The organism is Mucilaginibacter rigui, assembly GCF_014773275.1.
In the GTDB taxonomy this organism is placed as follows: domain Bacteria; phylum Bacteroidota; class Bacteroidia; order Sphingobacteriales; family Sphingobacteriaceae; genus Mucilaginibacter; species Mucilaginibacter rigui_A.
This window is the reverse complement of sequence record NZ_JACWMW010000001.1, coordinates 136,137-158,718: the sequence shown is the minus strand read 5'-3', so window position 1 is coordinate 158,718 and position 22,582 is coordinate 136,137. Positions and strand designations below refer to the sequence as shown.

The window sequence follows — 22,582 nt, the reverse complement described above, 5'->3', positions numbered from 1 at the left end:
TGAAATTCTTTTGTAAACATATCTTTATAGTGTAAAAATTTATATAATTAACACTATCTTAACAAGAGCCGCGATAAAAAGTTTACGTAGAACATTTTTTTTCTTATAAAATTTACTTTAACGAAACATCAACACAATCAACCGGTTAACTTAACTATGATCATTAATCAGCAAAACACCCGGGCACTTCTATTGTTGCACATAACATGAAAGTGTTACTTGCAGGTGCTAACGGTTATATTGGTACGCGGCTTATACCGGTTTTGCTTAGTAAAGGCCATACCGTGGTATGCCTGGTGCGCGATAAGCGCCGGTTTCATGAACAAAATGATTACAGCGAACGCGTAACCCTGCTTACCGGCGATCTGCTCAAAGAAAAAAACATCGAGCCTATTCCCAGTGATATCGACGCGGCCTATTACCTGGTACACTCTATGGCGCAGGCCGATGATTTTGCCGCGCTCGAAGCGCTATCGGCACACAATTTTGTGCAGGCAATCAATAAAACCAACTGCAAACAAGTTATTTACCTAAGCGGCATCACTAACGACAGTAATTTATCGAGCCACCTGCTATCGCGCAAGCATGTAGAAGATGTATTGAAAGAAAGTAAGGCCGCGCTTACGGTATTGCGGGCAGCCATTATTATCGGCTCCGGCAGTTCATCGTTCGAGATCATTCGCGACCTTACCGAAAAACTCCCCGTTATGACCGTTCCGCGCTGGGTAAACACCAAATGCCAGCCCATTGCCATCCGCGATGTACTGGGTTATTTGGAAGGTGTGCTGCTGCATAAGGCAGCATTCCATAAAACATTTGACATTGGCGGGCCTGATATCCTCACCTTTAAACAAATGATGTTAACCTACGCCAGGGTGCGTAAACTAAAAAGGTACATCATCATTATACCGTTCCTTTCGCCAAAAATTTCATCTTACTGGCTGTACTTTGTTACATCAACCAGCTACTCGCTCGCACAAAGCCTGGTTGATAGCATGAAGAACGAAACCATCATGAAAAACCATGATATAGATGAGATTGTAAAACGCCAATGCCTTACTTATGAGGAAGCATTGAAACTGGCCTTTAATAAAATAGAACAAAACTCTATTGTAAGCAGCTGGAAAGATGCCCTGAATAACGGTTACCTAACCGCCGGCTTTATGGACCAGATAAAGGTACCGCAAAACGGCACGCTGGAATACAAGGTTAAGCAGCCGTTTAAACGCGAAAGCGGAGAGGTGCTTAAAAACATTATGGCCATTGGCGGCAACCGCGGCTGGTATTATTGGGACTGGATATGGAGCATCCGCGGTTTTTTAGATAAACTTTTTGGCGGCGTAGGCTCGCGCCGGGGCCGTACCAGTAACATAAGTGTTTCGCCCGGAGACGTGATAGACTTTTGGCGGGTACTGCTGGCTGACAAGGCAAACAACCGCCTGTTGCTTTATGCCGAAATGAAACTACCCGGCGAAGCCTGGCTGGAGTTTAAAATTATTGAACGCCACAACCAAACCTTCCTGAGCCAAATTGCTACTTTTAGGCCCAGGGGCTTGTGGGGCCGCCTGTACTGGTATTTAATGTGGCCTTTTCACCTCTTTATATTTAAGGGTATGGCCAAACGGATAACTAATTTTAAAGAAGAAGATAAAAGATAAATATCATTAATGAGCAACAAAAACATCCTCATCACCGGTGGTTCGGGCTTACTGGGCAGGCAACTTACCAAAGCGCTGTTAAACCTGGGCCACACTGTTAACCATTTAAGCCGCAGCCCGGGTAAGGACCCGCATGTTAAAACCTTTTTGTGGGATGTTGATAAAGGCCGGATAGATGAGCACTGCATTGATGGTGTAGATACCATTATCCATTTGGCGGGCGCCGGTATTGCCGATAAGCGCTGGACGAATGAGCGCAAACGCGAAATTGTAGAAAGCCGAACCAAATCTATAAACCTTATTTATGAGTTAATGGCAAATAAAGCACACAAGGTGCATACAGTAATATCGGCATCCGGGATTAATTACTATGGTAACCGTGGTAATGAACTGCTTACCGAAGACAGTGCCCCCGCGCACGATTTTATTGGTAACTGCTGTATAGAATGGGAGAAAGCGGTTGATGAAGGCAAGCAGTTCGATCTGCGTATCCTGAAATTCCGCACCGGGGTGGTACTAACTACCCAGGGCGGCGCTTTACCACAGCTGGCCCTGCCTGTAAAACTGGCTGTAGGCTCGCCATTGGGCACCGGTAAACAATGGGTGCCCTGGATCCATCACCAGGATGTTATTGACATGTACCTGTTTGGGCTGGATAATGAGCAACTTACCGGCGTTTACAATATGGTTGCGCCACTACCTGTAAGCAATAAGGAAATGACCGCAGCCGTTGCCAAACAATTACACCGCCCGCTTTGGGCGCCAAATGTACCTGCATTTTTAATAAAACTGCTTTTTGGCGAAATGGCCAGCCTGGTATTGGGCAGCACAAAAGCATCGGCACAAAAAATAGAAGCTGCCGGCTTTAAATTTAAATACCCCGATATTGCTTCGGCATTAAAAGAAATTTATGGATAAGAATACCCCTGTAAGTGTTTTTTGGTTTAGGCGCGATTTACGCGTTGAAGATAATGCCGGCCTGTACCATGCCCTTAAAAGCAGCAAACCCGTGCTGCCTTTTTTTATTTTTGATAAAGAGATACTGGATACCCTGGAAGACAAAGATGATGCACGGGTAACATTTATTTATAAGGCAATTGAAGAAATAAATAACGAATGCCATAAACACCATAGCAGTTTACTGGTGGTTTATGACACCCCTGAGCATGCCTGGAAAAAACTGATTGAAGAATACAACATAGCCGAAGTATATACCAACCATGATTATGAGCCGGCCTACGCAAAAAATCGCGATAGCGATATAAAAGAGTTGTTGGCCAAACACAATATTGCCTTTAACACCTATAAGGACCAGGTTATATTTGAAAAAGCTGAGGTTGTAAAAGATGATGGTAAGCCTTACACAGTTTATACGCCTTACAAAAATAAGTGGTACCAAAAACTAAAGCCTTTCTATCTGAAGGCCTACCCGTCTGAAAAATACCTGAAAAACCTGCATAAGTTTAAAGCACCTGCAATACCCGCATTATCTGAAATGGGCTTTGTAAAAAGCCGGGTAAATTACCCCGAAAAGGAATATGGTAACATTATTGCCGATTACGCCAAAAACCGCGATTTCCCGGCCATAACCGGCACATCGCACGTTGGGGTACATTTACGCTTTGGCACGGTAAGTATCCGCCGCTGCGCAAGGGATGCACACAAAGCACACGAAAAAACCTGGCTGAACGAACTGATATGGCGGGAATTTTATATGATGATACTATATCATTTCCCACAAACGATGAACCATGCCTTCCGCCCTGAATATGACCGTATTAAATGGATAAACAACGAGGAACAGTTTGACGCCTGGTGCAAAGGCGAAACCGGTTTCCCGCTGGTTGATGCGGGCATGCGCGAACTGAATGCGACCGGGTACATGCATAACCGGGTGCGCATGGTAGTTGCCAGCTTTTTAAGTAAAGATCTGTTGATAGACTGGCGCTGGGGCGAGCGTTATTTTGCCCGCAAATTACTCGATTATGAAATGGCAAGTAACGTTGGTGGCTGGCAGTGGGCGGCCGGCAGTGGCACAGATGCCGCGCCATACTTCAGGATCTTTAACCCGGATTCGCAGCTTAAAAAATTTGACCCTAAACTGGTGTATATAAAAAAATGGGTTCCGGAATATGCCGATTTCAGCAAATATCCAAAACCCATTGTTGACCACGCATTTGCACGCGACAGGTGTTTAAAGGCTTTTAAAGAAGCCTTAAGCAAATAAATTACAGATCTATCCCGGTGACTGTGAAATCAAACTTCAGCACAGAATTTGCCGGGATACCAGTTGTAGAAGAAGTACCTAACCCAGTTGCTGATGGTAATATTACCTGCAATGATGTACCAGTTGTGGCATGATTTATCAGCACATGTTCTACAGCCGGCCCATATAATGCATTTAAATCAAACGGTGTATATACTACCGGAGTGGTGTAGTTAGCATAATCAAAAGAGAAAGTATTAAGCAAAGACCCGCCATAGGTTAATGTTAATTTTGAAAACTCGCTTATAGCACCAGCAGTACCCGTACCCGGTGTTACTATTTTATAGTAATAATATTTTTTTAACTGCTTCCCTGCAGAATCTATTAATACAAAGTCTTTTGAATAATCAGTTAAATTATGTGCAGTTAAAAAATTATTGATAACCTTGTCATCATAAGCACTTTGATCGCCAATTACATTCACATAATAATCCAGGCATTGGTTACCGGCTATACGGGTATTAACATTGGTTATACTTCCTGAGCCATAACCATTTACACCATACGCAAGCCTCGATGGTATCAGTAATCGCATACTGCTGCCTTTGTATTTTAAAATGTTATGGATAGCAAGCTTCACACCTTCAGGCAAGTTATACTGACTCTTGAAGTAGCCCAAAAAACCATAAATATGATTTGTAATAGTATCTGAAGAAATATATTTTCCATCAAATGACTTAAGCGTATAAACCAATGATATTTGGTCGGAATATTTAAGTGTATCGCCCGTACCTTGCGATAAGATTTTATACCGTATACCTGTTGTCCCTGTTCCATCAGGGGTGGTGTCTTCGCTAAAGCCTGTTAAACCGTTGTCAGCAATATATTTTTGTATCTGCTCCTGGTCGTATACCCTTATGTCTGGTTGATCCTGCGTTTTTTTGCAGGCTGATAAGCCGGCTACTACTATTAATAAAAGGGTAATAATCTTTTGTTTCATCTAAAGTTAGTTCGTTACATCTAAAAGTTCAATCTCAAAATCCACCACCGAGTTCTTAGGCAGATTTAATTCGGGCTGATCGTACGGACCGTAAGCATATCTTGATGCCGCTATAATACGTATTTTACCACCTTTACTTATTTTCGGGATACCAAGCTTCCATGCCCTTAACACCTCCCCTAAAGTAAAAGAGGGGTGAAATTCATTGCTTTCGGCAAACACCTCGCCGGTTAATAGTTTCCTGCTGGTGTAGTCAATTGTTATCCTTGTTGAATTTGTGAACAATGTATTGCCACTACCCGGTGTATTTATAACATAGTAAACACCCGTTGCAATACCCGCACTATCAACCCGTTTTGCATCTAAACCCGGGTTGGCGGCAAGATAATCCTGTATTATTTTATCATCTATAGCTGCTTGTGTACGTTCTTCGGCAACGGGATCATATCCCTTTTTGCAGGCCGATAAACAAATAACAGACAGAAATAATATCAGCAGTATCCTGTTCATTCTATTTTCAGAAGGCAAATTTATTGTTTTATATGGCAAAACCATCAGCTTAACACTTTTTAACAATTAGCATAACGTTAAAACGTGTGTTTTATGGCTTATAGTTGAGGGTAAGCTGATTTATTTTTTTCAGCATCTCTGTTAAATACTGTTTATCAGCATCGCTAATGTGTGCATTAAGGTAGTTATTAAACTGTTTAACAACGTTTTTTGCCAGTTGGCGCTTTTCTTTACCCAGGTCGGTAAGGTATATTTTTACAGATCGTTTATCCCCTTTGTTAGATTCGCGGTAAATAAGGCCGGTTTGCTCCAATTGATTTAACATACGTGATAAACTGGTTGATTTTAACCCCAGCAATGCAGCCGCCTGCGATACCGTGGTACCCTCCTCATCAATATTGATAAGCAGGTACCCGATGGATTGTGTAATGCCAAATTCGGTAACTAACTGGTTATAACGGTTGGCAACCGTTTGCCAAACTATTTTCAAAAAATAATCAATAGTTTCCTGATGTTTTACACTGCTTCGCATAACTCACAAACATAACATTTTTAGTTGATTGGAGAAAAGTGAATGGTGAGTAGTTATAAAATATATGAACCTAATTACCATTAGTTAACCACCCTCTATCCACCACTCCATCACTAATACCCCATGGCAGTATCGTCTCCTCTTGGGTCGGCACCACCTTCATACCCTGTTTTGGTTTTCAAGATAGCATCAACCCTGCCTATGGCGCCTGTAGATCTTATGGAATAGCCCTTTTTCTGCAACGTTATTTTAGTGGCATCGCTTAATGCATCAGCCTCGGTAACCACCTCATCTGGTAGCCATTGATGGTGGAAACGCCTGGCACTTACCGCCTGCTGTATATCTTTATCAAATTCAATAACATTTAATATGGTTTGAAACACCGATGTTATAATAGTTGAACCACCCGGCGTACCCACAATCATAAACAGTTTACCATTTTCCTCAACGATGGTTGGCGTCATTGACGATAGCATCCGTTTACCGGGCTGTATGCTGTTGGCCTTGCCCCCTACCAGCCCATACATATTGGGCACACCCGGTTTTGAGCTAAAGTCGTCCATCTCGTTATTGAGTAAAAAGCCTGCACCGCCTACAAATATTTTTGAGCCGAATGAGTCATTAAGCGTTGTGGTAATAGATACCGCGTTACCGTATTTATCTACAATAGAGTAATGGGTAGTTTGGTCGCTTTCGTAACCTATAAAAGTACCCGGTTGTATGCTGGCGCTGGGTGTGGCCGCATTCCAGTTAAAAGTTTGCATGCGGCTTGTAATATATCCTGGCCTTAACAAACTATCCGTTGGTACTTTGTAAAAATCAGGGTCGCCCAGGTATTTGGAACGATCGGCATACACCCGGCGCTCCGCCTCTGTTATTAATTGCACGGTACTGTCACTGTTAAACCCATACCTGTGTAAAGGATATGGCTCTACCGATTTTAGGAGTTGCAGCAACGCTATCCCCCCGCTTGATGGCGGCGGCATGGTGATAATTTTATAGTTTTTATAATTGCCGGTAACCGGTTTGCGCCAAACGGAATGATAATTATCCAGGTCGGCTTTGGTAAACAAGCCCTTCCCTGCCTTCATTTCAGCAATCATCAGGTCGGCGGTGGTGCCTTTATAAAACCCGTCGCGGCCTTTATCGCGGATCAACACGAGCGTTTTGCCCAGATCTGCCTGCACCAATACGTCGCCTTCCTTCCAGCCGCCTTCCTTAAGCAAATAGTTTTTGCCCGGGTTTAGCCTGCGAAACACCAAAGCATTACGGTTCATATCGGCCGCAAGGCGTTTGGTTATTTTAAACCCGTTTAAAGCCAGGTTTATGGCCGGCTGCACCAAAGCATCCCATTTTAATTTACCATATTTTTTATGAGCCGCTACCATCCCATCAACAGAACCCGGTACGCCTGATGCCTGGTGAGTGTATAAACTCATATTTGGTATTACATTACCGTTAGCATCAAGGTACATATCGGCGCTTGCATTGGCGGGGGCTTTCTCTCTAAAATCGAGCGTATTGGGCGTACCTTTAGCGGGGCGGTAAACCATAAAGCCACCACCACCAATATTGCCCGCCTGCGGATGGGTAACTGCCAGTGCAAATTGCACGGCCACCGCAGCGTCTACGGCATTGCCCCCTTTTTTTAACACATCCAGCCCGGCCTGTGCCGCATCCGGATAAGCACAAACAACCATGCCATTGCTACTGCGGGTGGGTTGCGCCCTAACAATTGTTGTATAACACGGTAGTATAAGCAATACCGTTAATTTATATAATACTCTTTGTGTAATACTCATGGTAACCGTGTATTTTTTGCCAATTTACTGTATTTAGCTATACAAATGCAATGTGGATATGTTGATTATTTTGTGGTTGTAAATCAAGCCCATACTTTATTATTGCACCATACTTTTATGTAATAACAGCATAAAAGCTTATTTATGCCGTTATCTACGTGTTGTTAACAATTATTTTACAAACAGTGGCACCTTTTTAAAAAGCTGTCGTCTTAACAGAAAACAAAAACCGAAATGAAAAAATTTACCTTTATCGCAGTCCTCCTGACCTCTTTTTTATTACTCTCTAAGCGATCGGACGCACAGGATTATAAAACCGCAGTGGGTTTAAAATTTGGCGGATACGAGAACGGCCCCTCTATTAAATACTTTATGGATGCTAACACCGCATTAGAGGGTATTGTAGGTATTCGTAACCATGGCGTTGTATTTACCGGTTTGTATGAGCTGCACCAGGGAGCCTTTAATACCGCTAATTTGAAATTTTATTACGGCTTTGGCGCGCACGTTGGCTCGGTGGGTAAAGGTGTTTATAAACGCTTTGGCAGCGATGACAATGTGTATAATGATAGCCATGTATTACTTGGTGCCGATGCTGTTTTAGGCTTAGAGTATAAACTACCTGATGCCCCTTTTGCATTTAGCCTTGACCTTAACCCTCGGGTTGAACTTGCAACAGGCCCTTTCTTTGACCTTGCCCCCGGCCTGGGCTTAAAATATACTTTCTAAAAGATGTGCAAATATGCAGGTGTGCAAATGTGCAGATTAAAAGCATTTGCACATCTGCACGTTTGTAATCTGCACATCATCGTTACTTCGCTATAATTATCTTTTTAGAGTACACCTTATCGCCAAGGTTCAACTTCAGTAAATAAGTGCCCGGCAAGCGGTTAACCGTATTTATTACCGTGCTAAAATTGCCCGCGGGTATGGTTTGCGATGTTTGGTACACCACCTGCCCCCCACTGTTAATTAATGATAGTTGCAGGTTGCCCGCTGTTTTGGCAACAAACACCACATTGAAATAGGTATATGCAGGTACCGGGAATACGGCCAGGCCTATATCAGTTGTTTTATCGGGATTTTTAGCAGTAATGGCATAGGCAAAATCATCAGATGCTGCTGTACAGCCATCGCCAACAACAACCTGCACTTTATAGGTACCGCTAACTAACGGTGAATAAGTAATGCCCGTAGCCCCTGGTATTACTTCGCCGTTTAAAAGCCATTGGTTGCCTTGCGCAATACTTGAACTAAGCACATCGCCGCTTTGGGTTATTACGGGCTTTGTTACCGTAACAGGCACCCTTTGCACGGTTGCACAACCGGGGCTGTGTACCTGCATATCGTACAGATAATAATAAAAGTTTTTATCGTAGTTAGGATCGGTTACACCCGGATCAGGGGTAGCGCCGGTTCCTGTTATGCTAAATACATCGCCCACGCTGAACGGATAGCCCGTCACTCCCCCGTTATTACGAAACATGGTAGCACCGCCATCATAAGTTGGTACGATGGTATAGTTACCGGCATCAGGCAATAACAGGTTTAGGGTATAAACTTTACCCTGGTCGGCCGGGTCGTTTGGTTGCGCATCCGGGGCTGCGGTTGTGCGGGTGGCCGTAACATTTAACGTTACCGACGATACCACCTCACCGTTATCATTAGTGGCGGCAAAGGTTATTTTACCCGGGCTGCCAATGTAAAGGCGGGCGCTTTGTATAGTAATTGGTATTTTGGTGGTTACTTTTATACCGGGGGTAAACTGGTTATAGCTACCTGCACTAAATATATTTTTGTTGGCAGGGCCAACTTTGCCGCGAAAATCATTAAGCCCCGCATAAAAAATATTGTTTACAGGTGCCACAGCAACCGTTGCCGGCGAACCAAAGCCTATTGGTGTAACATCTGTTGCTGTTTTATACCACAGCACCTGCCCATCGCCATTTGCCGATAATTGATAGGTATTGGTATTGGCACATAAATAGGCCAGCATGCCGCTTAACTCAGGTGGGGTGCCCACGGCAATAGTGCCGGTTACTTTATTGTTGGCTGTTACAGGGTCGGTTGCCAGCTTGGTTTCGGCAGTAATAGCATAAGTTGCACCGGGGGTAGTGTTAAATTTACCGCTCAGTGTAAAATCGGTTTCCTCTTCGGGGTTAAGGGTAGCCGCGAAAATTTCGTTAAAGGTTGTTGCCGTATTATCAGGCGCTGTTACTGTAACGGTAACGGGCACATTGCTGATTTGCGTGGTACCAAAATTCTTTAACCTTACGGTTACAGCTACAGCAGGCGCGCAAGTAACACCGCCATCTGCATTTACAATGGCTATGGCACCTGCATCAACAGCGGGTTTTGTAAACTGCACCCTGTAATCCTGGGTTTCGCCTTTGGCATAAGTACCACACGCATTGATAGATGCCGGGTTAGCGGTTTCATTCAGCACCACGCGCAGCAAGCTTATGTTGCCCGGCACTACACTTGCCGGTACTAAAATATTACCGGTTACGGTACCTGTACCCGCCACCACGGCGGTTGTGGCCGCAAGTTCATCAGCATCAAAACTACCGTTGCCGTTCCAGTCAATAAATATTTTGGCTGCCTTGCCAAAATCGTTACCGCAAGTACCCAGGTTAAGGCTGTATGAATATACTTTGCCTTGCTCTAACTGGATAGAAAGACCTGTGTTATCGGTATAACCTGTACAACCCGCAGGCGAAGTATAATTAATGTTTGATAGTGAAAAGCTATTGATCTTAGAATCGGCAGTTGATGCCGGGGCTGATGCGCAATAAGGGTTACCCCCTGCGCCGGTAACAATAACCGAATACGCCTGGCTGCCAGATTGAAGTGCACCCTTATGCGAAATGGTAACCGTATATTTTTTGCCCGGCACAGCGTTGGCTATATAAACCTGCTCAATATTATCCCTAATGTTATCACCATTTGTAGCCGGTGCCGATGGGTTATCAGGTGTAAGTATCCAGGGTGTAAAAGTTGTTGAGCCATCGTTTAAACGCACATCAAGATCGTTTACCAGTTTGGGGGTACGGTCATTTATGGTTGTACCGGCGGTAGGTGTCCCTTCGGGGTCTGTCCATGATATGCTTACTATCAGCGGGCCGTCGCCCGACGCCGTAATATCAAAAGTTTTGGTTTGCCCCTGGGCTAAGGTACTTTCGTTAATAATACTTTTTGTGCCGTTATCGGTAATAGCCTGTGCGGCTTTGCGCATATCCAGTAAGCCCCATCCGTAAATATAATCGGGGCCAACGTTACCGGCATCAAAAGCAGTGTGGCAAGCCAGTCCTTTTAAGGTTGCTGCTCTCATAAAATTGCCGTTATTTTTTTGCGAATAATACTCCTGCAGCAAGTATAATGAACCGGTAACGTTAGGCGCCGCCATTGATGTACCCGACAACGTAAGGTACGAACTTGTGCTTTGCACCCCTACCGATAATACATTCTCGCCATCACCCACTATATCCGGTTTTATGCGGCCATCATCTGTAGGGCCCCAACTGCTAAAGTAAGATATGGCCACATCAGTACGGTTAACCGGCCCATTGGGTAAGGCCCCAACCGAGCCTACTGTTAATATATTTTTGGCATTACCTGTTGTAGTAATAATATCATACCCGCTATTGCTGCTGATGCCCGGAGGCCTCGCCCCTTTGTTTATAAAGGTTGGATTTGTGCGGCTGGTAAACCCATAATATGTTGCACCTAAAGCAGGGCCATTGCTACTCCTGCTATTACCAGCCGACTCTACAATGAGATAATATGGTGCATTGTAAGCTATTTTATCCCACGATTGTACACGGGAATCGTAAAAGCCAAAATTGTAATCTTCATTATCGCCGGGCAGGCCATACCATTCCCAGCGGCCGGCACTTTGGTTATAATCCCAGCCGCCAACTTCACCATACGAATGGTTGGAAAGCAGCAGGCCCGATGCAGCTGCACTCATTTCAGATACGTCGTTATCAAAATCCCAGGCCGAGAGGGTTGTGGCGCCATATGCCATGCCTTTTGCAGGGGCATATACACCCTTTGCTATCATGGTACCGGCAACGTGGGTAGAGTGGTCAAGTATAGCTGAATTATCTTTAGCTGCTATTGTTTTTCCGGCAAATTCACGATGTGCACTATACACCTGCCCGCCGTCCCAAATACCAAGTTTATTAAGCAAATTTGCGCTGCTGCCTGTTAAGTTTAGGTTTAATGCACCGCCGGGCTGTACTGTATTGGTACCTGTAGTTGCCGCAGCTGTAGTATTATTATGAGTTGTAAGATATATAGGGAAACCCTGTTTATTAATACCCTGCAAAGCAACTATATTGCCCGCTTTTGTTGTACGGCGAATGGCCCAACCCATGCCGGGTGCCATTGCTACAGCTTCCTGATACCCCGATGTAAAAGTTTGACGTGAGGTTATTGTCAGCGCATCCAGCTGTCTTTGTTTGGCAATATTAACGGGAATTTGCTGGGCAAAGCTCTGAAAACAACAAATGATTAACAGAAAATTGAGGGCTAAGGTTAGGTATTTTTTACCCATATAAAATATTGATTACAAGCCTATAAATATAGGTTTTGGATGAGTTTATCGCAAGGGATAGACCAGATATATCGTTTTGGCTTAAAATTTGCATAACAACACCCATAACCCTGCGTTAATTTTATCAATATTAGCGCACATTCTTTCTCTCAGGTTAAATACAATTCCTCATTACAAGTATCAATAGTTAAATCGAGAAAATAAATCTACAATGTGTAGAAAAAATTACCCGTGTTGGTTATTTATTTTCTATTTAAAACATTCCTTTAAGTTGTAAGCGGGAATTTTATAGCGAAACTATTGGTTGTTTGCCCCAATTAGCCCATTAAGTAATTGATTAATTAGTGTTTGCATAGTTTTTGCACCTATGCGATAATATTGATTAATGCCCTAAAACTTTGAAAACACAATTACTACGATATATTTCCCCCATATTTATATTTCTTTTCCTATTAGGCAACAGAACAACGGGGCAAACTATAACAGTAGCAGCTTTAAATAGCGGGCTAAGCCCTGACCCGATTTCATTAGGGAATAATGGATATGTATTGTTTGGCTTCTCTGTTACATATTCAAGTGCTGCAACCGCCAGCATACTTCAAATAACAACCGTTGGTGGCGTAAATTCTCAATCCATGTTTTCTAACGGCAAATTATATCGGGCAAATTCTGCCAGTACTACAAGCTATTCATCAATAGGTTTTACACAGGTTTCCGGAACAGGATCTGGCGGTACCACAAATATTTATTCAAATGCAGTTCAATTTACTGGGCTGAATGAGACTTTCGCAGCAGGTGAAACAAAAAATTATTTTTTCGTTGCCGACTTTACCGTAACTTATTTCACTGCAACATCTATACAGTTTACTATAAATAAATCGCAATCAGATGCTTTCGCAATTGGGCCATCATATTCTTATCAGAAAAACTCAACAAATACAATAACAGGCCCTCTTTATCACGTAGGGGCAACGCTTAACTGGCGTGGGGGTGCAAATGGCAATGCTAACTTTTCTGATCCAGCAAACTATTCAACGGCAAACGGTAATGCTCCAAGTGTTGCACCAGGCCAATATGATGTTGTACAAATTGGTGTTGTTGACAGATATAATGCTACTATGCCAACCGTTACTGGGAATAAAACCATTGGCAAGTTAGTATTTGGTTCAAACTATGTACCTACCTTAACAATATCTGCAGGAGGCTCGCTTACAGCTAATCTCGGCATGACTATTAATGCCGGCGCATCGCCTATCATTGCAAGCAGTTCCACCTCTTCGGTGGCAACATTAAACGTTGCAGGTACTTCTACTGTTGCTTCAACAGGTGCGATACAACTATCCAACAAAATCACAATAGCCAATACTGGCTCTTTTACATTTTTATCAGACGCAAGCGGAACCGGCTCAGTACGTGCGCTTCCCAGTACCGCGAGCCTAACGGGGACCTACACCGTACAACGCTGGTTTACCGGCGGCCATCCTTCTGATCGTGGCTGGCGCTTAATGAGTTCCCCGGTTGCGAACGGCTCAGGGACTTATAATTTTTCAAGCCTGCAAACCAACTTATATATAACCGGTGCATTAGGCGGCGGGTTCGATGTTTCACCTGCAAACAATGCTACCGTGCTTTTATACGATACCCCCAACAAAAAACTAATATCACTACCTTCCATTACTACAGGCGTTAGCGTAGGCAGTGGCTTTTATTTTTACTTTAGAGGAGACAAAATTACCACCCTGGGGAAACTTGCAAAAAATGGTGCCAACTATGCAACACCCGAAACAAACGTTGTAGGCCTGCAAACCGGCACACTTAACCAACAGGGCATAACGTATACATTATCAAACGCGGGCAGCGGCTTTAACCTTGTGGGTAACCCTTACGCCTCAACCATTAGTATGCCAAGTGGTGGCGGGGCAGTTGGTAACTCCGCTCCGTATACCGGCACAACAGGTTTCGTGTACACGTATACCCCGGGTGCAAACAGCGTTTCTGCGGCAGTATCAACTGTTAATATTGCCAGCGGCCAGGGCTTTTATGTAAAATCTAACAGCGCTACAAGCTCAATAGCCTTTACCGAAAGCTTAAAAGCCACAGCGCAGGTAACCGGGTCAAATTTACTTTTGGGTAAACCTGTAGGCACCGAGCAACCTCTTATAACTATAAAAATGGTTCAGGATAGCGCCAACTATGATATTGCCTACGTGCGCTTTCTGGATACTTACAAAAACGAATATGATGAGAACGAAGATGCCGACGACATTAACGGAAGCGGGCAAAATGTATTTTTAAGCGCCATGACGATTGATAACCATGCCGTAGCCGTAGCATCACAACCACTTGATAAGAAAAAAACATCCGTTTTTTTAACTGTGAATGATAACTTCAGCGGGTTATATACCATACAAAAAATGAACCTCAGCGGCATACCGGAAGTTTACGATATATGGCTGATGGACCATTTTAAAAATGATTCGCTTGATCTGAGAGCTAACGATACTTATAAATTTAATCTTGATAAAGCAAACCCGTTAACCTATGGCAGCACCAGGTTTGAAATAGTGCTCAGGAAAAAAGCCTTGCCACCTTACGCATTAGTATCATTTAACGGGCAAAAAACAGGCACCGATGTATTACTTAAATGGAATACTGTAAACGAGTACGATTACACTTCGTTTGAGTTGCAAAGAAGCAGCGATGGAACAAACTTTGAGACCGTTAGAAACATACAATCAAGCTCGCAGGGGTCATACAATTTTAAGGATATATACAGCAGCAATAATACAGCAACAATATACTATCGCCTAAAACAGGTTGATATAAACGATATGGTGTATTATTCAAACATTGTTATCATTACACCGGCCAAAGGTAACGGTACATTCGCCGTATTCCCCAACCCCGCAACCAATACCATACAATTCACTTTAGATCAAACCATTAAGTCATCATCCGTAAGGTTAAACATCTTCAATGCGATGGGGCTGTTAATGAAATCGAACGTGTTTACAGCAAGCACCGGGCAACAGGATGTATCAAACTTAACACCAGGCAATTACACTATTGAGGTAACAGATTTGAATAGTAAAAAAGCTGTACTTACCGGTAAATTCATAAAGCTTTAACCAGCATTACATCACTTTTATTAAATACATAAAAAAAACCGGCATTTCTGTCGGTTTTTTTTGTGCCCTATCTATACCACAGCTATTCCAAAAGCCTGTATACAAGCAACTTACACACCACATTTAATTACTTTAACTTAATAATTAGCAATATATTGATAAATAAATTAACTATTGACTAACTTTTTAAAACCCTTTACGTATAACTAAGCTACAGCACATGCTATATAATTATTAGTTGTTTTTTTTCAAATAAATCCCCCGTAATTTGAAGATACGCGTACTAAAATACACCGCTATGGTTTTTTTGCTACACTTTTTAAGTGCAGCAAATGTATTTTCACAAACCGTAAATACTCCGTCAGATGCAAACGCTGTTACAAATAGCGTAACTGCCTATTCGGCAACAGGTACCCTTGTAAATATTACGGCCGCATCTACAGTAAGCGGTAATACGGGCGTAAACCTTTCTATTGGCAAAACTGCTACAGCAAGTTCTTTTGAAAATGCTACCTCATTCCCGGCAAATGCGGTTTTAGATAATAACCTAACGACGCGCTGGTCAAGCGCGGCTTCCGATCCGCAATCGATATATATCGATCTGGGAGCTATTTATAACATTAACGCGGTTACCTTAATTTGGGGAACCACGTATGGAAAATCTTATAAAATACAGGTTTCTAACAACACCACCACCTGGACAGACATCTACAGTACAACTACCGAAAACGGTGCAACCGACAATATAACGCCCTCAATTGCCGCATCAGGCAGGTATGTACGTATGTTAGGTACAGTACGTGGCGGCGGCACCTCAGGCTACTCGCTTTTTGAATTTCAAATATATGGCAGCCCTGCTGTATCCTATTCATTAACCACAACACCGAACGATTATTTCACCATCAACGCCGTTACAGGTGTTGTAAGTTTAAACTCGGCATCAGTACCTCCCGGTTTATATACTATTGGCATTACCGCCGCTTCGGGCACAGTATCATCGGCTGAGTTTAGTACTACAGTTACTGTATTGCCTGCCACCACAGCAGCCGCCAGCTATGCGTTTAAAAAACAACTAACGTTAAAAAACGCTACCCTTGGTATAACAAACAATCAAACCAATTTCCCGGTACTTGTTTACATTAAGGATAACGCTTTAATAATTAACAATAAATGCAACAACCAGGTACGTTACCCGAATGGCGATTTTAACGGCAGCCCCGGAACAAACTACGATTTTGCTTTTATTGACCCCTCTTCGGCCGCCGAATTAAACTACCAGATTGAAAGTTACGATCAAAGCACGGGCACTTTACTGGTGTGGGTTAAACTGCCAACCTTATATGCTGCCACAAATAACACATTAAGCTTTTATTTTGGATCATTAAACCCGGCGCATAGTGCAGCTTTTTACAGCAGCACCTGGGCGTCTGATTACCTGGCTGTGTATCACTTTAATGAAAACCCGGCTACCGGCAACGTATTGGATGCAACCAATAATGATGTAGATGGAGTACCAACCAACGTTACTGCATCTGACGATAAGATACACCTCGCTGCAGGCCTTACCGGCGGAGGCTACAGCTTTAACGGTACTTCAAAAATTATAAGTAGCAAAAAGGCCGATATTACAGGCACGTTTACATTATCAGCATGGGTATCTGTTACTAACCCGGGCGGCGATAATAAAATAGTATCTAACGAGTTAGACTATGGCCCGGGGTATAAATTGGGCGTAAAAGCAAATGTTGTTGAAACAGAAACCAGAAGCACCAATTTAATAACTACTGTAGGTAACCTGGGCGATGGCGGAACAGTTGCAACCAACTGGCATTATGTGCAGGGAATATTCACCGGCACTACTTTTAAAAATTATGTAGATGGCGTACCGGCTACAACAACACTTACCAAAATTGCATCTTCAATAACTCCGTTAGCTGGTAATGTTGTTACCATGGGTATTGATCATCGCAGCACTAATGATGAGAACTTTTATAAGGGTTTAATGGATGAGGTACGTATATCAAATGTTATAAAATCTGACGATTGGATAAAAGCTGAGTTTATAAACCAAACAACCCCCGCTACCTTTACAGACTACAGCGCTGCGGTTACGGTAACACAGGCAATTGCAGCATCTATACCCGGCGCGTTAACTTATACTTATAAAGGGGCAACCGGTACCTATACCGATGCCACTAACTGGGACAATACAACCTCTGGCGTTACAAACCAGGCGCCGGCATTTAATGGCACAGCAACATTAATAATCCCTACCGGCAAATCGCTTACACTAAATTCAAATGCTGCTGTATATGGTATTACACTTAATGGCACGGCAAGTGTTAATTTAAACGGGAACATTTTAAGCGTAGGGTGCAATATTTACAATAACAATAATACCACAGGCGGTATATTATATAACACCAACCCCGCATCACAAATTACCTGGAATGGTACAGTTCCAATACAAAGTTATGTGGGGGTAAGTACAACAGTACCCGCGCAGGTTGGTAATTTTATAGTTAACAATACGGCAGCAAACGGGCAGGTTAAAATAATGGGTGGCCCGGTTGACCTGTACAACACCCTTACCCTAAGCAGCGGCAGCCTTTTTATTGACAATGCAAACAGCGGCGCCTTAACCCTCAAAAGCTCGGGAACCTTTACAGCCCGGGTGGCCGAAATAACCAGCACAGCCCGTACAATTACCGGTAACGTAACAGTAGAACGATGGTTTACAGGTGGTTTAATAACAAACCGCGGCTGGAGGCTTATGAGTTCACCAGTTAATAATACAGCAACTGTGCCTTCGTCTGCATCTGCCATGTATAACTTTACCAGTTTAAAAACAAATCTTAACATCACTGGTGCAGGCACCAATTTTGATGCCTCTGCCAATAATGGGCCTACCATTTTGTTTTATAACACAGCTACCAAACTTTTCGCCGGGCCCTCAGATCCGACTATTGCAAACCGTAATATCGGATCAGGTTTTTATTTTTTTTTCAGGGGAAGCAGAACAGGGGTCAATAAACTTGTTAAAAGTGGCAACGCATACACCGCTCCTGAGGCTAATGTAGTGGGGCTGCAAACCGGGGCGCTTAACCAGCAATCGTTCACCTACCCCCTCTCAAACGCCAACGCGGGTTTTAACCAGGTTGGTAATCCCTATCCATCAAGCATACTAATGCCAAGCGGAAGCGCAAATGCAACACTCGTAGGCACTACAAATACTGTTTACACCTATCTTTCAAATTCTAATACTATTACCGCTCAGCCATCCGCCGTTATCATTGCCAGCGGGCAGGGCTTCTTTGTAAAATCAAACAGCGCTACAAGTTCCATTAACTTTACCGAATCTTTAAAAACAGCCAACCAGCTAACAGATGGCAATTTGTTGTTGGGCAAACCAATGGGCACCGAAATACCTATGATAAGCCTTAAAATGGTACAGGATAGCACCAACTACGATATGACTTACCTGCGTTACCTGGATACTTATAAATACGAATATGATGAAATGGAAGATGCTGATGACCTGAACGGCCCGGGGCAGAATGTGTTTTTTGGCGCCATGACCAGCGATAACCGCCTGGTGGCCATTGCATCGCAGCCATTGGGGCAACAGGGTTCATCGGTGTTTTTAAGCGTTAATGACAATTACAGCGGCACTTATAGTATTGAGAAAACAGGCCTTTCAGGCATCCCTGAGATGTATGATGTTTGGCTGATGGATCATTTTAAAAATGATTCGCTCGACCTGAGGACAAACAGCGTTTATTATTTCAACCTCGATAAAGCAAACCCGCAAACCTTTGGCAACAGCCGGTTTGAGGTGTTGATCCGCAAAAAAAACCTCCCGCCTTACCAACTCATCTCGTTTAAAGGGCAAAGGGTGGCTAATGATGTGATCCTAAAGTGGAACACCTTAAACGAATATGATTACACTTCTTTCGAGCTGCAGAAAAGTACAGACGGGGTAACCTTTGAGGCCGTAAAGAATATGCGGTCGGCTTCCATGGGTACCTACTCTTTTAAAGATATTTATAACGACAAGCTAACTGCCGATATTTACTACCGTTTAAAACAAACAGATATAAATAACCGCGTAACTTATTCTGATATTATTATTATTTCAACTCAGGGAAACGGATCTTTTAGCCTATTCCCCAATCCTGCCACTAATGTTATTCAATTTAGCCTTAAAGAAGGTACAAAGGGTGCTATAGCCTTGAAAGTATATAACTCCATGGGTATATTAATGAAAAACAGTATCTTTACAACACCAACAGGCCAGCAGGATATATCATCATTACCACCAGGCAGTTACATCATAGAGTTAACAAATAACAATAGTAAAAAGACACTACTGACAGGTAAATTTATTAAGCTTTAGATATGTGCAGAAAGTATAGTTTCGTTTTAGTTATTCTAACATTTATGTTAAGTATAAGTACCGCTTTTGCCCAAACAGACGAAACACCATGCCCGGGCGATCTGGATGATCCGACTTATGACCCGAATGGTTGCCACCTACCGCTTGATACCTGGGTATATGTTTTAGTTATTGCCGCAGTTATTTTTGGCGCGTATAAATTACATCAAAAGCAAAAAGCAATTGCCGTTTAAGGGCGTTTCAGGGGCGGTTTTGGTCGTTTAAAAACCCATCAGGTTTTAATATATCGGGCTGACAGCATTTTGTCACCGCTGATTATCAGGGCGTTCACACCGTTCACAGCGTTCACATGTGTGAACGTGAACACCCAGGTACTAAAAAAGGGATGCAAATTGCATCCCTTTTTTAGTACCTTATTTTTTATGATTTATGCATTGGTGGTGCTAAGTCTAACTGCTTAATAATCCCTTCAACAACTTTAGGAATATCGCGCATGGTTTGTTTGGGGTTGCGCAATTCGCCAACACCATAGCCACGCCATACCAGTTGCTGGGTTCTGCTGTCAATCAGGTCAATAATAATGGTACCTTCTTTATAATGCACTTTTTGTGCATAGGTACCACCGCCCCAGCCATACCCCCATGGGCCACCCCAGCCAAAGCCCCAATAAGGGCGATAAAAACCACCCCAGCCCCAGCCGCCATAAAAGCCACTGTAGTAAGGCGAGTAAAATTCTGTTTTAGTACCCCTGCCTGTTACTGTTGCATAACGTACCAGTAAATCGGGGTTTTGCTGCTCAAGTGTTAAGCCTTTGCCAGCTAAGGCTACTTTGGTGGCTTCCTGTATTTTGCCATTTCCAATTTCATCAAGCGGGCGCCATTGTTTGTTAGGGTTTCGTTCCTGGGCAGCCCAGGCAAATGTGCGGTATTTACTTAAATTGGTTTTGTTTTGGGCAGCTGTATAATAATTATAACTGCTGCAAGCCGACAGGGCCGATACAAAAGCCACTGCCAACACTAAATAAATATATTTTTTCATAGCCTCACCATGTTTTTTATAACTCTTAGACTTATTGATCTGCAAAGGTTTAATCGGGTTTAATGCAAATCAAAAATAAATTTTTATCCCTTATTTTACGTTAAATATTTTCCTACAATTGGCATACGCCTGCCCATTCCAAATGCCTTGGGCGAAACCCTTAGTATAGGTGGTGTTTGGTAACGTTTGTGCTCGGCCATGTTAACCAATCGTAATACTTTATGCACCACGGCATCCTCAAAGCCCTGTTTAATTATTTCTGCAGATGACCGGCGCTGTTCTATATACTGCACCAGTATTGCATCCAGTATATCATACTCCGGTAATGAATCAGTATCCTTTTGATCAGGCCTTAATTCGGCCGACGGTGGTTTAACAATCGTATTCACGGGTATTATTTCGCGCTCGCGGTTAAGGTGTCGTGCCAGTTGAAAAACCTGCGTTTTAAACACATCTCCAATAACGGAGATGCCCCCGCACATATCGCCATAAAGGGTACCGTAACCAACAGCTGCCTCGCTTTTGTTTGATGTATTAAGCAGGATGTAACCGAACTTATTGCACATAGCCATCAGCAATACCGCCCTGCTGCGCGATTGGATATTCTCTTCGGCAATGTTAAATGGCAGGTTGGCAAACTGCGGGTGCAATGCGGTTTCAAAAGCATCGGTTATTTTTTCAATAGCAACCGTTTCTGATTTGCAGCCCAGGTTAGCAACCAGGTCTTCCGCATCTTTAAGCGAATGATCACTTGAGAATTTGGATGGCAGCAGCACCGCCATTACATTCTCCGGGCCAAGCGCCTCGGCAGCCAGGGCACATACCACAGCCGAATCTATCCCACCTGATAAACCCAATATAGCCTGTTTAAAGCCCGATTTGTAAAAATAATCGCGGATACCTAAAATTAGGCCCTGGTGGATCTGCTCAATATCGCTTTCGCGATCGGTCATTTGGGTTGTTTGATGCTCAAAGGTTAAATCGCCGTTATCATCTAAAGTATAGTATGCCGTGTGCTCTTTAAAATATGGCATCTCATCGGCAATATTACCCGTTTTATCAAATACTAATGACCCTCCGTCGAAGATCAATTCGGTTTGCGCGCCAACATGGTTAACGTATAGTAGCGGCAAGTTATATCTGCGCGCATTATCGCTCAAAATAGCAATGCGTTCTTCATCATGATTATACGCAAACGGCGACGCGGCGATATTGATCATCACATCCGGATTTTGCTTGATCAGCGTATCCATTGGCCTTGTAACATACAAGGGGTTCTCAATTGTATTCCACAGGTCCTCACATATGGTTAATGCTATGCGTTTGCCCTTAAAATCAATACAATTAAAACTGGTTGATGGCTCAAAGTACCGATACTCGTCAAAAATATCATAGTTAGGCAAAAGCGCCTTATTTACAACTGCTTTTATCTCGCCATTTTCAATAAAATATGCGGAGTTATTAAGGTCTTTTCCTTCGGAGTTATGGTTTGGTGTTGGCAGGCCTATAATGCAGGCAATATCCTTGCACTCAGCAGCAATTTGTTTTGCGGCAGCATCACAAAGGCTTATAAATTCATTAAATTCCAAAAAATCACGCGCGGGGTAACCGCACACACACAGTTCGGCAAACACCACCAGATCGGCCCCGTTTTGTTTAGCTTCGCGGATGCTGGCAATTATTTTATTGGTGTTAGATTCAAAGTTACCGACGTGATAATTAAGCTGGGCTAATGCTATTTTCATTTTTTTCCA

14 protein-coding genes are annotated in these 22,582 nt (G+C 43.1%); 7 read left to right on the top strand and 7 right to left on the bottom strand.

What is annotated here, in order from left to right; genetic code table 11:
* Positions 1-206 precede the first annotated feature (206 nt).
* The 3 genes from IDJ75_RS00700 to IDJ75_RS00690 are packed head-to-tail and all read left to right on the top strand — an operon-like array spanning position 207 to position 3,885.
* Positions 207-1,658, top strand: a complete 1,452-nt coding sequence (locus tag IDJ75_RS00700; RefSeq protein WP_191173698.1) for an SDR family oxidoreductase — start codon at positions 207-209, stop codon at positions 1,656-1,658.
* Between the two features lie 9 nt (positions 1,659-1,667).
* Complete coding sequence (locus IDJ75_RS00695; protein WP_191173697.1) at positions 1,668-2,576, top strand: TIGR01777 family oxidoreductase; 909 nt, start codon at positions 1,668-1,670, stop codon at positions 2,574-2,576.
* Positions 2,569-3,885: a cryptochrome/photolyase family protein gene (locus IDJ75_RS00690; protein WP_191173696.1), complete on the top strand. Its 1,317-nt coding sequence runs from the start codon at positions 2,569-2,571 to the stop codon at positions 3,883-3,885. Before IDJ75_RS00695 ends, IDJ75_RS00690 begins: the two co-directional genes overlap by 8 nt.
* Position 3,886: 1 nt before the next feature.
* Here IDJ75_RS00690 and IDJ75_RS00685 read toward each other — a convergent pair whose 3' ends face one another.
* The 4 genes from IDJ75_RS00685 to ggt all read right to left on the bottom strand — a co-directional run bounded on the left by IDJ75_RS00685 (position 3,887) and on the right by ggt (position 7,708).
* Positions 3,887-4,864: an FKBP-type peptidyl-prolyl cis-trans isomerase gene (locus tag IDJ75_RS00685; RefSeq protein ID WP_191173695.1), complete on the bottom strand. Its 978-nt coding sequence runs from the start codon at positions 4,862-4,864 to the stop codon at positions 3,887-3,889.
* A 6-nt stretch (positions 4,865-4,870) separates the two neighbouring features.
* Positions 4,871-5,374, bottom strand: coding sequence for an FKBP-type peptidyl-prolyl cis-trans isomerase (locus IDJ75_RS00680; protein ID WP_191173694.1), 504 nt, complete (start codon positions 5,372-5,374; stop codon positions 4,871-4,873).
* Positions 5,375-5,465: 91 nt separating this feature from the next.
* Positions 5,466-5,906 (bottom strand): MarR family winged helix-turn-helix transcriptional regulator, encoded by a 441-nt coding sequence (locus IDJ75_RS00675; protein ID WP_067059510.1) that lies wholly within the window; start codon positions 5,904-5,906, stop codon positions 5,466-5,468.
* Positions 5,907-6,019: 113 nt separating this feature from the next.
* Positions 6,020-7,708: a gamma-glutamyltransferase gene (gene ggt, locus IDJ75_RS00670; protein WP_191173693.1), complete on the bottom strand. Its 1,689-nt coding sequence runs from the start codon at positions 7,706-7,708 to the stop codon at positions 6,020-6,022.
* Between the two features lie 234 nt (positions 7,709-7,942).
* Between ggt and IDJ75_RS00665 the strand changes: the two genes are divergently transcribed.
* Positions 7,943-8,437 carry a hypothetical protein gene (locus tag IDJ75_RS00665; RefSeq protein ID WP_191173692.1) on the top strand — a complete coding sequence of 165 codons (495 nt, stop codon included), beginning with the start codon at positions 7,943-7,945 and terminating at the stop codon, positions 8,435-8,437.
* A gap of 82 nt (positions 8,438-8,519) precedes the next feature.
* On the opposite strand, the gene IDJ75_RS00660 is transcribed toward IDJ75_RS00665, so the two are convergent.
* Positions 8,520-12,266 carry a S8 family serine peptidase gene (locus IDJ75_RS00660; protein ID WP_191173691.1) on the bottom strand — a complete coding sequence of 1,249 codons (3,747 nt, stop codon included), beginning with the start codon at positions 12,264-12,266 and terminating at the stop codon, positions 8,520-8,522.
* Between the two features lie 398 nt (positions 12,267-12,664).
* On the opposite strand from IDJ75_RS00660, the gene IDJ75_RS00655 reads away from it, so the two are divergent.
* From IDJ75_RS00655 to IDJ75_RS00645, 3 genes are all read left to right on the top strand, one after another.
* Positions 12,665-15,394, top strand: a complete 2,730-nt coding sequence (locus IDJ75_RS00655; RefSeq protein ID WP_191173690.1) for a T9SS type A sorting domain-containing protein — start codon at positions 12,665-12,667, stop codon at positions 15,392-15,394.
* 268 nt (positions 15,395-15,662) lie between these two features.
* Positions 15,663-19,790 (top strand): DUF2341 domain-containing protein, encoded by a 4,128-nt coding sequence (locus IDJ75_RS00650; RefSeq protein ID WP_191173689.1) that lies wholly within the window; start codon positions 15,663-15,665, stop codon positions 19,788-19,790.
* Positions 19,791-19,834: 44 nt separating this feature from the next.
* Positions 19,835-20,023 carry a hypothetical protein gene (locus tag IDJ75_RS00645; protein WP_191173688.1) on the top strand — a complete coding sequence of 63 codons (189 nt, stop codon included), beginning with the start codon at positions 19,835-19,837 and terminating at the stop codon, positions 20,021-20,023.
* 187 nt (positions 20,024-20,210) lie between these two features.
* Here the strand turns inward: IDJ75_RS00645 and IDJ75_RS00640 are convergent, their stop codons facing one another.
* Both IDJ75_RS00640 and IDJ75_RS00635 read right to left on the bottom strand, forming a co-directional pair.
* Positions 20,211-20,828 carry a DUF4136 domain-containing protein gene (locus tag IDJ75_RS00640; protein ID WP_191173687.1) on the bottom strand — a complete coding sequence of 206 codons (618 nt, stop codon included), beginning with the start codon at positions 20,826-20,828 and terminating at the stop codon, positions 20,211-20,213.
* 95 nt (positions 20,829-20,923) lie between these two features.
* Positions 20,924-22,573, bottom strand: a complete 1,650-nt coding sequence (locus IDJ75_RS00635) for an NAD+ synthase (protein ID WP_191173686.1) — start codon at positions 22,571-22,573, stop codon at positions 20,924-20,926.
* Positions 22,574-22,582 lie beyond the last annotated feature (9 nt).